General features: G+C 34.5%; 10 protein-coding genes. 2 read left to right on the forward strand and 8 right to left on the reverse strand.

The features are described from left to right. Positions 1–643 precede the first annotated feature (643 nt). Entirely contained in the window at positions 644–1,225 is a 582-nt protein-coding gene (locus ACJAT0_RS10630) for a nuclear transport factor 2 family protein (RefSeq protein ID WP_415181630.1), read from the reverse strand. Positions 1,226–1,878: 653 nt separating this feature from the next. Beyond that, positions 1,879–3,081, reverse strand: a complete 1,203-nt coding sequence (locus ACJAT0_RS10635; protein ID WP_374003383.1) for an NAD(P)/FAD-dependent oxidoreductase — start codon at positions 3,079–3,081, stop codon at positions 1,879–1,881. Positions 3,082–3,530: 449 nt separating this feature from the next. Between ACJAT0_RS10635 and ACJAT0_RS10640 the strand changes: the two genes are divergently transcribed. Beyond that, positions 3,531–4,340, forward strand: coding sequence for a carboxypeptidase-like regulatory domain-containing protein (locus ACJAT0_RS10640; protein WP_415181631.1), 810 nt, complete (start codon positions 3,531–3,533; stop codon positions 4,338–4,340). A gap of 376 nt (positions 4,341–4,716) precedes the next feature. Here ACJAT0_RS10640 and ACJAT0_RS10645 read toward each other — a convergent pair whose 3' ends face one another. Together ACJAT0_RS10645 and ACJAT0_RS10650 are read right to left on the reverse strand one after the other, a co-directional pair. Continuing rightward, positions 4,717–5,433: a VIT family protein gene (locus tag ACJAT0_RS10645; RefSeq protein WP_415181632.1), complete on the reverse strand. Its 717-nt coding sequence runs from the start codon at positions 5,431–5,433 to the stop codon at positions 4,717–4,719. A 365-nt stretch (positions 5,434–5,798) separates the two neighbouring features. After that, positions 5,799–6,311: a lactoylglutathione lyase family protein gene (locus ACJAT0_RS10650; RefSeq protein ID WP_415181633.1), complete on the reverse strand. Its 513-nt coding sequence runs from the start codon at positions 6,309–6,311 to the stop codon at positions 5,799–5,801. Between the two features lie 157 nt (positions 6,312–6,468). On the opposite strand from ACJAT0_RS10650, the gene ACJAT0_RS10655 reads away from it, so the two are divergent. Beyond that, complete coding sequence (locus ACJAT0_RS10655; RefSeq protein ID WP_374003391.1) at positions 6,469–6,744, forward strand: winged helix-turn-helix transcriptional regulator; 276 nt, start codon at positions 6,469–6,471, stop codon at positions 6,742–6,744. A gap of 159 nt (positions 6,745–6,903) precedes the next feature. Here the strand turns inward: ACJAT0_RS10655 and ACJAT0_RS10660 are convergent, their stop codons facing one another. The 4 genes from ACJAT0_RS10660 to ACJAT0_RS10675 all read right to left on the reverse strand — a co-directional run. Beyond that, positions 6,904–7,401: a DUF1456 family protein gene (locus ACJAT0_RS10660; protein ID WP_374003379.1), complete on the reverse strand. Its 498-nt coding sequence runs from the start codon at positions 7,399–7,401 to the stop codon at positions 6,904–6,906. Between the two features lie 139 nt (positions 7,402–7,540). Continuing rightward, positions 7,541–8,044, reverse strand: a complete 504-nt coding sequence (locus tag ACJAT0_RS10665) for a DUF6787 family protein (RefSeq protein WP_374003378.1) — start codon at positions 8,042–8,044, stop codon at positions 7,541–7,543. Between the two features lie 14 nt (positions 8,045–8,058). Then, a complete protein-coding gene (locus ACJAT0_RS10670) occupies positions 8,059–8,469 on the reverse strand; it encodes a DUF6146 family protein (RefSeq protein ID WP_415181634.1) in 411 nt (136 codons plus the stop codon). Positions 8,470–9,619: 1,150 nt separating this feature from the next. Further along, positions 9,620–11,544: insulinase family protein (locus tag ACJAT0_RS10675; protein ID WP_415181635.1), on the reverse strand; the 1,925-nt coding region annotated here is incomplete at its 5' end.

The raw sequence follows: 11,544 nt of genomic DNA on the forward strand, positions 1-11,544 counted from the left end.
AAATATATTGGACTGAATTATTTGAAAGTATACCGACACTTGTAAATAGAGGGAATTGCCTAGAAGCAAAGTGTTTGGATGAAACTCAAGTACGGAATCATATTGTTGGGCTGTTCCGTGTTTGTGGGTGCCATAGCGGTACGTTCGTTATCAGAAACGAACTTTTTTTTTAATCTTGAGATAATTTGATTGGTCATGGGTGTTGTAAGAGCAATTTTATCTTTAGCAGCTAAAATCAAAACAATAGCTCCTTGAATCTTTTCTATTTTTTTTGAGTACTTTCTTAACAGCAACAGCCGGTCTAAATTGGAGTAATTACTGGTACGTATTACAATAGTAAAAAGTAATAGGAAGATCGGGTTAATTATGAAAATCCTATAGATAAAGATCAGTTGTTTACCATTTTTTTATAGATAGGTCTGTGGTTCCTGATGCATGAATTAAAATAAATTCCAGAACGTATTAATGATTTTATATTTTATTCCTTTAAGCTTATTTTTAGAAGTCTCTTTTTTTATTTAATGAAAAGCAGTGAGTCATATAACTACAAGGTAAACTGATAATAAAACAACACAGGATATGTTAAACCAATGTTGAAATTATTAGGTATCTAAAAGGCGCATTCTTCACTTGCTATTACTTATTAGGTGGACTTCAGATCAACACTTAATAATTGAGTTATTCCAGTTCTATCGTAATAAGAGAAAACCTTTTGTATCTTTTTGTCATCATTAAAAGAGAATACGATATGCTGCCTTACTGTCGTAGAACCGGTTTTTCCATAAATAGTAATATCACCATAATAAAGTACTACAACTCCAACTATATTATATTGATCGGTTGATTTATTTGTTCTTAGAGGCATAAAATCAGAATTATAGAATTGCATACTTTCTACGCCAGAGGTCGCTCTCCAATCTTTCCAAAAGTTAATTACATGTTGCTTTCCTTTGATAATAGAACGCGATTCCATTCCACCATTAGGCCAGTACCACTCTACATCATCAGCAAAGTGCTTACCTAAACCATCAAAGTCAAAATCTTGCATAAGGTTCAAGCTTTCCTCGACAATAATAGAATAGGTCGGAGAGGCAACTTCAACAGCCGGTTGATCTGTTACCACTACGTCTACTTCTTTCTCTTTTGTTCCTAAACAAGATAGTATAAACACTGAACAAAATAACAGTCCTAATCGCAATCCGAATTTACTAGTTGATCTTTTCATTTCGTTTCTTTTTGATTAACAGACATTTAAATATAATCATTTTATATTTAGTGTTTTTTAAGGGAGACGTATTAAAGTGTTGTAGACCTTAATGCTGAGAGGACCATGGATAATTTCATAATTAGAATCAAGCTAAATGAAAGGATTTTGTGATTTTTAGTATCATTAAAAATACCTGTAGGTTTATTGAAATGGATTAAAAGTGTTTTAAAACGCTAACGCCACAAATGTTCTTTAGAGTTTTGATACGGAAATCACTATTTTATTTCTTTACGTTTTTACTCTTCTGAGATTTGAAAACTTTCGAATTATAAAAAAGTAACAACGCTATCCATTCTATAGAGGTGAGTAAAAACAGCATAAGAACCAAATCAAAGTCAAGTAACAACAGCAAACCGAAAACAAGAATAGGAAATAGTAAAAAGGAATAACCAGCCTTTATTTGTATCTAGGTTAAAGATCCAATTAGGGGGTGTATCAAGCAAGCAAAGCTGATGCAGCATACAATCCCAGGGAAGCACCTTATTTGATGGTCTTTCTTTGCGCTATATAAGAACATACCTTTAAAGATCAGCGAATTATTATGCGGAATTTCCCAAATAAGGCTTTAAAAATTAAAGCAAGTTTAAATGAATCCTACAACTGCGGTGGTTCTAGTGTGTCTGACGTGTACTTTTTTCATTCAAATAGGTAGCTATAAAAACTCCCATACTCGCGCAAGCTTGCAATAAATAGCCACCAGTTGGGGCATCCCAGTCTAACATTTCTCCCATACAAAATTGATGTGGCAGATTTTTTAATTCAAAATATTTAGAAATAGCGCTGGAATCAATTCCGCCAACGGTAGATATAGCTTCATCAATAGTGGCTGTATTTGTAATGTCTAAAGGGAATCTTTTTATGTTTTTTGATAATGTGGCTACATCCAAATAAGACTCTTTAGGTAGATACATTTTTAATAAATCTATTTGAGAAGTGCTTAGTTTAAGTTCCTTCTTTAAAATCTGCGTCCTGTTCTTATCGGAGGATGATTTTATTTTAGAGTGCACTTTTTCTAAGGTTAGTGAAGGTTTAAAGTCTATATATATCTGTGCTTTTGAATATTCTTTCAACTGCTTTCTTATTTGCGGGCTCAGTCCATAAATCGCATTCCCTTCTAATCCAAACTTAGTAATTACGGCTTCTCCTTTCTGTATGACCTGATGACAAGAAACAGCAATATTTTTTAAAGGAATCCCTTCATTTTTTTTAATAAAATCCGGTTTCCAATCTATCTGATAGCCACAGTTAGAGGCATGAAAGGCTCTGGTTTTGATTCCTTTTTTATAAAAAGTATCCAGCCAGTTGCCATCTGAACCTGTTACTTTCCAGCTGGCGCCACCTAGGGAGAAGACCGTGTAATCTGCGGGGATTGATTTGTTATTAATAATAGGATTATCAAAGGCGTCCCAATCAGAAAAAGCATGTTCGTATTTCATAACGACGCCTTTGTCTTTGAGGTTTCTGAGAATAGCTTGGAGTACTTCTATCGGTTTAATCCCCTTTTTAGGATATACTCTTTTACTGCTTCCTATATAGGTAGGAATGCCTATTTGAAACATCCAATTTCTAAAATCGTCATTTGTAAAAAGTTCTAGGGCATGGGTCAAATATCCTGCGGTTGTATACCTCTGGATCAATTGATCAATAGGCTCTGAATGGGATAAGTTAAATCCTCCTTTTCCAGCTACTAGAAATTTTCGCCCTGAAGTTTTATTTTTTTCATAGATGGTAACTGCAAATTTTTCTGTGTTCAGAAAAGCAGCAAGTAAAAAAGCTGATGGTCCTCCACCAATAATAGCGACACTTTCCTTCATAAAACAAAAGTAATTGTTATTAGAAGTTTTAAAGCATGTAATTGCTTACTAATATAGAACTCAGATCGGGGAGTCCTATTTGTCCCATTCTGTGAGTGGTTTGAGAAAAGAAAGCATTTTTCAAGGAGTACGTCATATAAAATTGTTCTAACTTTTAAATAATGGTTCCAAATAGGTATGTGGTGAGTACCTCAAGAATAATTAATCCCACCGAGGTGTAACATAAAAATAACGCCATTTAGATGCTGCATTTATTCAAAGATTGGACGTTAAAGAAGTTAGAGTAGTTGGGTTTTCTTAATACACTCCACTAAATTTCAGTAGTACGGATAACAAAAAAAAATCAAAGAGTTTTTATAATGACCTCGAACTCAACTTTCACAAAAGTTTACAGTTATTCATTTGAAAAGTGAATACTTACCAAGTATCTTTATAAAACAATTATAATTATGAAAAAACTACTGCTATTATTTCTATTCTTTTCGAGCCTTTTTCTTAGTTCACAGGAGATCAAAAGAGAAAATGTCAACGGAAAAATTATTGTCGAAGGAATTGATATTGAAGGCATAACCATTTACAATACTTCTTCAAAAAAAGGAACCACTACTAATGAAATGGGGGAGTTTACCATTGCAGTAACCGTAAATGATCTGATACAAATCAGGGCCTTAGAATATCAAAACTTTGATTTTACTGTGAATAAGAGGACTACAGAGAGGAAAAAGATAAGTATTTATCTAATTGAAGAGGTTGAAAAATTAGCTGAAGTTCTGGTTTCTACAAGAATACTTACTGGTAATATTAAAAATGATGTGGATGCTGTAAAAAACTTAAATTTAAAATCCAATGCATTGTATTTTAAAATAAAAGGTAAAGATGCCATTGACTTTGGAAGTGAAAACAAGAAGCAAATTAAAGAATTAGGTATCCAATCTAATGCTATTTCTATGGTAACTGGTTTGAATCTTACGAGTGTGGTGGATCAATTATTGATACCGCTTTTTAGATCTGAGGTAAAAGATAAAAAACTGTTTGGCGTTCCAGAGGTACCTACAAAATCAATTAAGTATTATCTCGGATCTACCTTTTTAGTAGAGAATTATAATATTCCAGAGAATCGGGTGGAAGAATTTATACGATATGTTGAAAACAAAGGATTTGATTTCAACTTGTTGAACTACGGTAACGAAATGCAATTTCTTGAGCTGCTTAGTACAAAGAGCAAAATATTTTTAGAATCTAAAACCAGTAAGGATTAAAAAAAAAACAGGTTTCTGTACCAATTTATTCTTTGCGGAACCCCGGAGATGACGTGCTCCCTTCTTAGGTTGTTATCGGAATTCATTTAAAAAAATAGATCCAAAGCTTTTGTTAAGGGTCTATTTTTTTAATATAGGTCCTCCATTTAAATTATCTGTATCGACTGTTATAAAACATAAACAATCGCACAGGTACGGAATGAGTATAACTTGTATTGCTAAAGTTATATGGTTTTCAATTCCCACCTGTTTCCTTAAACACTAATTTAATTAAAAAATCCAGAAGGAATATAACCTGAGGTATATGCTTTTAGAATGTGATGCATACCAAGTACTTATTTAGGTTGCGGTATTCTAGTATTATATTTTAACTTGATCAGTTTACGTTAACATGAAATAAATAACCCACCAGTGCCGTAAGACCCATAGCGACGGTTCCCCAGAAAGTAATGCGCACAATGGCTTTTCCAATGCCAGAGCCACCCGTTCTAGCTGCTAGTGTTCCTAAAATAGCAAGGAATAAAAGTGCCGATCCATAAAGCGAATATTCCATACTTTCCAAAGGAAGAAACAAGGTTACCATAAAAGGAAGTAATCCTCCTATTGTAAACGCAGCGCCAGAGGCTAGCGCAGCTTGCATAGGTTTTGCTTGGCTTATCTCTGTTATTCCTAACTCATCTCTTACGTGAGCCCCTAGAGCGTCATGCTCGGTAAATTCTAATGCAACTTGCAACGCAGTTTCTTTAGTTAATCCTCTTTTTTCATAAATTTCTGCCAGTCGCTGCAGCTCGATTTCTGGCATTTCGCTTAATTCTTGTCGTTCCCTTTCAATGTCAGCTTTTTCAATATCAGTTTGTGAACTTACAGAAACATATTCTCCTGCTGCCATGGAAAGCGCACCAGCAACAAGTCCTGCTAATGTTGCTAGAACTATAGCTTCACGCATTCCACTCGCGGCCGTTACACCTATGGCAATACTAGCCGTAGACAAAATACCATCATTTGCACCGAGAACAGCCGCTCTCAGCCAGTTACTTCTATGTATATAATGATTATCTAAATAATCATTCAAATTTTCTGACTTTTCCAACACCTATATTTTATATATCGCTTGTTAACAAGGGTAAGCTATCCTAAATGGAGAACTAAAGTTAGTGAATAAAACAAGCTTAGAAAGGCAATGAGGGTTTTTATGTTGATATCGCTTTCGCAAAAGCGGTACTAGCAGACAAATTTATAGCCCTCCTAGTACTGCTGCCTATCGCTACAGGTTTTCAAAATTTATGTATTAAAATCGGGTAGGGGCATCCTGCTTCATTCTTCGGGGAATCAGATCTGTAAAAATAAAAACATCAAAATCGTTGATATATTTTGTTTAGAAATCTACAGATTTAGAAGGCTTCTTATATGTAGTAGCGCAAAATAATGTAATGTGCCCGGTCCTTTTCCTTTAAAGGTTTAACCTGTATACGCTCCAGAGGAGTAGGTCAATTCGTAACTATGCGAATAAATCTCGAATACAATGCCGAAAGGGTCCTGAACATAAACCATCTTATAAGGTTTTTCATTAGGATAGTATTCTCTGATAGGCATTCTTTGTTTTCCTCCGTGTTTCACTATCTTTTTAGTCAATTCTTCAATATTTGGATCTTGCACACAAAAATGGAAAAGACCTGTATGAAATGGACGGAACTCAGGTGCTTCTTTATCCCCATTTGGGAATGAAAATAACTCAATTCCTATTCCGTCGGAAGTTGACATATGAGCAATTTCAAAGTAGTTCCAATCATCACCAAAAACATCAATACACATCTGTCCTATCGCTGTATCGCTTTCCTTTTCAACTTTTGAAGGTTCCATTATGATGTACCAGCCCATTACTTCTGAATAGAATTTTACAGCTTCTTTTATACGAGGAACTGTAATTCCAATATGTGAAAATGATCTAGGGTAATTTTTAATAGTAGACATATGTTATAATTTGGATTACAAAATTAGGCTATCTTTGTCTATGGAGCAATAACTTACCAAAAAGGGGTATAGTTACTAAAACGAGTAAAATAATGATTATCAATAGTATAAAATTTAAATATTGAATAAAGATATAAGCTGTCCTCTAAATTACACCATGAATTTAATAGGTACAAAATGGAAACCTTTACTGTTATTTCATTTATTAGAAGGAGATTTGCGTTCTGGAATACTGCAAAAGAAAATTGCCGGGATTTCTAATAAAATGTTTACTCAAACCGTAAGACAGTTAGAGCAAGATGGTCTTATTACCAGAAAAATTTTCCCTGTAGTTCCTCCTAAAGTGGAATACAGTTTAACTGATAGAGGAAAATCACTTGAGAATATATTAAGAAGTTTGGATAAGTGGGGTTTGGATGATGTGCAGGAGTAACACCAGTACCATCTATTTTTGTTGAAATAAACGAATGTTAGGTAGTTATAACTTTCACATATGTAGAATCTAAAGGCAAATCAAAACCTCAGAATCTTTAATGTTTTTCGTGCAGGATACGCTATTGTTACGTGAGCTGAAATGGATAAGATGATACAACTACTTTTTAAAAGAATTTCTGTACGCTTCTTTTTCACGCTGGGTTTTCCGTTGTACTTGGAAACCTTTTAAAAATTTACGTAAATATTGATCGTTGAGGTATTTGAATTTAGGATGTGATTTCTTCCTGAAAAACGCACTCAATTCGGTCTCACTTATTTCAACATCTCCTTTTTTCCAGATGTAGATCAACTCGTCAGAAGTAAAATTAAAAGCTATTTTCAGTTTACGTAAGATGATGGTGTTGTCCAATTCTGTTTCTGCAACAGGAATTTGCCCGTCTTTTTTACCGCGGTAATTGACGATAAGACCGTTGAGAAAAGTAGCTAGATTTTCATCAATCACGACATCAAAGTCCTCGTCTTCCTCCTTTTTAAGCCAGCAGCTTATCTCAGCTCTAGAAACTCGTTCACCAGCCTTGGCATACATATCTATCATGGAGTCATCACTCAAATTGAGAGTAAATCGCAGTCTTCTAAGTATATCGTTGTTATCCATTTCTTTTAATTCTAAGCTCGTTTTAAAGTAGCAAAGGTACGATTATGATTGTTTTTAGGTGGGGTATAGTTTTAGGGGTTTCGCTTTCGCGAAAGCTTATAGAACTTTATAACTATAAAGAGGATAAAGCCTTTTCTAATTAAAGTTTAATGCCAAACCTGGCTAACATTTTCTTTTCAAAACTCCAAAAGAACGCATGTTGTCCAAAAACCCATCCCATACACACAAGTACTACTTGATACACAGGAAATATGATAAGAATGCGCAAGGGCCAGAACAACCACGCCGATAGGGATTCTTTATTTAAACCAAGTAGCCCCATAAACGGGCCTGATATTCTGGCAGATAAAGATCCCGTAATCGCAAAAACGATAAAAATAGCGATCAATTCCCATCTATAGGTAACTTTCCATCTGGGTCTTAATTTTGTAAACAACCACAGCGTAGCCTTATAAAAAATAAAAGATAACAGCAGCGTTACTATACCAGTAAATGCATATTCATAAGTAATATCTTCAAAAGTAGCAGGTAAAATACGTATGGCGATAAAATAACTTGAAGCAAGCAGACCTATAATACCTAATAGTATAAAAAGGAGTTGCCAGTTATGGTTTATTTCCCAGTTCTCTTTTATTTTTTGCATGCTGCAAAAATAAGTTACTTCAGCTTCTGATTGTGTTTTTGTTCGAAGAAAAGAAAGTAGTTATGCAACATATAGTTGACTTCATAACCATAGTCCACATTGCGGTCATAATCTATACGGAAAGGATATAAATTTGTTTTGTAACGCATGGGATTCTGAACTCTCAAATTATATTCTGTAACCTTAAAATTATTGCTTATTTCCATACTGGATTGTGTGTAAAAACCTTGTTGGGGTTGAGTAGCCAGCCAGCCATAAAAACCGATTTCTATAACGATAACTTCGTATTCTAAGCTATCGTTTGCAATACGGACTGTATCATTTTTCACTCCAGATATAACTTTTTTATTTTTTGCTCCGGTGTTTATGCTGCTGCATCCTGCAATAGCCACTGTTATAATAATGCTGTATAATATTGTTTTCATAGGTTAAAAGTAGGGTGTAAGTTAAGTTTTATAAATCAGCAATGAGTCAATGCTATTATTCACTGAGGGAAATGTAGGTTTTAGAAACAGATAAAGCGATCACTTTTTAAGTGGTCGCTTTATAAGGGTATACATGAAGTGTAGCCGTTATCAAAAAGGCCACCACGCCTTCTGACTATTTCTACTTTTATATAAAAGTCTCCGCTAAAAAAAGCCTAAAAGATCACTAATGAATAAAAGCTCGATTCTTAGTACCCTACGTTTTGCAATAGAACCTGGAAGATCATCGCATCCAGTCATCAGGTATCGTGCTTCTTTTTGCTTTTCCTAAAATCCCTAAAAGTTTCTTGTTTTGAGCAGGTACTAAATCGGCAGCTATAGAAACAAACAAAAAGGCATTACAAGGTTTTTATTGGATTGTTTTGCAATCCTAACTGTCTTTCTTCTATTCTCGATGTGTATTCTCAAAAGGTTAGCGTTTCTTCAGGAATAAATGGGTCAGGTTTATATCTTGGGGACTCACTATGAGTATTTTTTATACTAAAGAGATCACAAAAATTATAACTAGCGCTGCTTAATTTTAGCTTAAGGAGCTCACCTTTAGGCATTAAATTATTGTAGTAGTACACTAATAATGCTACTTGTAAAGATGTCTTAAATCGGTTCTGTATGATAAGAAATACTTTTGTTAGGGTATTAAATTCGTGCATTGCTATTTTTTTAGTTCTCTTTATCTATTCTGTGTTCTTACATTGTGCAAATTCTTTATTTTGTTTGATAGTGATTATTTTAAAGGTTTTTTAAATGAAGTTAAATTTACTTTATAAGTTTTCAGCTTCTTTTTTGGGTCGAAAAATCTCGTCATTTAAAAATGAAGATTACACATTCCATATTTTATTTGAAAATATGTACACCGCTTTTACCAATTTATTTATCAAAGGCTGTTTTTTTTTTGAATAGTTGTCTTTAGTAATGCAGCTCCATAATTGGTGACCTTTTTTTAATGCTTCAACTAAACAAGAAACGATTCAAAGAGGTAACATGTGTCATAAAAATTAATGTGGTCTTATGATTTAATCCTATAGAATGGCTAATAAAAAAAGTCCCTTTCAAATAAATGAAAGGGACTTTTTGCAAGGTAAAAAAGTTCTTATTTATCTTCTGGAAGAAGTACCGCTAGTAAATAGTTTTCATCAATATACTTATTTGCAGCAGCTTGCACGTCTGCATTACTTAGGTTTGCGACTGCAGCTTCAAATTCTAGCATCTTATTAGGATCTTTTTGCTCATAACCAGCCGTATATAAAGTATTGAGCCAGTACCTGTTACTTTCTAGATTCTCCTTATGTTCTAATAGATATGCTTCTTTTACCTTATTCATATCCTTATCTGTGGGGCCATTTTTCTTGATAAGTTCCAATTCATTAAGTGCGGCAGCAACTAGTTTATCTACATTATCTGGGCCACAAGGAAAGGAAATAAGGAAATTGTAACTGGGGTAACTGATTTTACTCAAAGAACCTCTCGCACCGCCACCGTAGATACCGCCTTCTTGCTCACGCAGTGTTTCAATGATTTTAATGGTTGCAATTTCACCTAATGCGTCAAGGGCCATATCTTCTTTCGAGCTGTAGGTAATAGCTTCACCAGACCATATTATTTGCACGGTACTTTTTTCTTCAATCCCTTTTTTCACCACTTTTTTACGCGGTTTTTTAGAATCTTCTCTCCAAGGATCTACCTTATACATTTCCTTTTTCCCTGTACTTGGAAGACTTGCAATGTATTTTTTAGCAAAGTCTTGAATCTGTGTTTCATCTATATTTCCAACGAGATAAAAATTAAAGTCTCCTGCATCTGAAAAACGTTCTTTGAATAATTCATAAGCGCGATCATAGTCTGCAGCATCCATCATTTCTGGAGTAGGAAAACCAGTGTAACGCGGGCTGGAGCCATATCGCATCTTGCTCAATTCATTACTAAAATAACTTTCTGGTCTAGATAAATAGCTTCCTAAAAAAGATTTTTGTTTGTCTATAAAAGACTGATATGCTTCTTCATCTTTATTGATATCGGTAAAGTATAAATGAACCAATTGAAACATGGTCTCCATATCGTCTGGTGTAGCGCTACCACTAAAGGTTTCACTAATATTACCGACACGTGGACTAACACTTACTAGTTTACCGGTCATATATTTCCCCATGTCTGTTTGATCTAATCCAGCAACTCCACCTTCAGTCACGCCACCCATGGCTTGATTAACTGCCATATAATCCTCATCAGAAAAAAGACTAGCTCCTCCATAAGAATAAGCCCTCATAAGTACTTCATCGTTTTTGAATTCTGTTTTCTTTGTAGTAACTGTCGCACCATTACTCAAGGTGTAGGTAGTAGTTCCCAATTTGTCATTCACTTCTGTTTTTGCGATGGTACCGACAGAGGGAAGATTCTCTATAAGGTTTTCGCGTACTTCAGTGTCTTGGTATGCAGTTACTTTTCTATTAGCAACCTCATCTAAAATAGTAAGAATTTGTTCTTTTGTAGGCACCTCTTTAGTTTCTGGTCCTGTGAAAACAATAGAACGATTATCATCGTGAAGGTAACTATCCATCTTTGCATTTATTTCTGCAAGAGTTATATTAGGCATCAACGCCATTGTTGTGTGGTAACTATACTCCACACTTGGTACTGTATTTCCTTCTAGAAATTGATCCACATAAGATCCTACAATACGACCACTTTCTCTCTTGTCGCGATCTTTATAGAATGTTTCATAAAAAGATTTGTAACTGGTTTTAGCTCTGTTAAATTCGCCTTTTTGAAAACCAAATAATTTTACTCTTTGGTTTTCTTCTAATAAGGTTTCTAATGCCTTTAATTGTCCGTCTGGCGCGGTACCTGCAAAAGAGGAATAAGCATTCTTACCTCTTATACCAAAACCTCCGTAGCTGGAAGATCCAAAAATAAAGGGCGGATTAGGTTTTGTGGTCAATTCTTGTAATCTGTTGTTCATCATTTGGGAGAACAATCCATTTACTAATTCTTCTCTTAGGTCTGCCACCGTTGTAGTTG

The sequence above is a fragment of the Nonlabens sp. genome, from assembly GCF_047636915.1.
GTDB lineage: Bacteria > Bacteroidota > Bacteroidia > Flavobacteriales > Flavobacteriaceae > Nonlabens.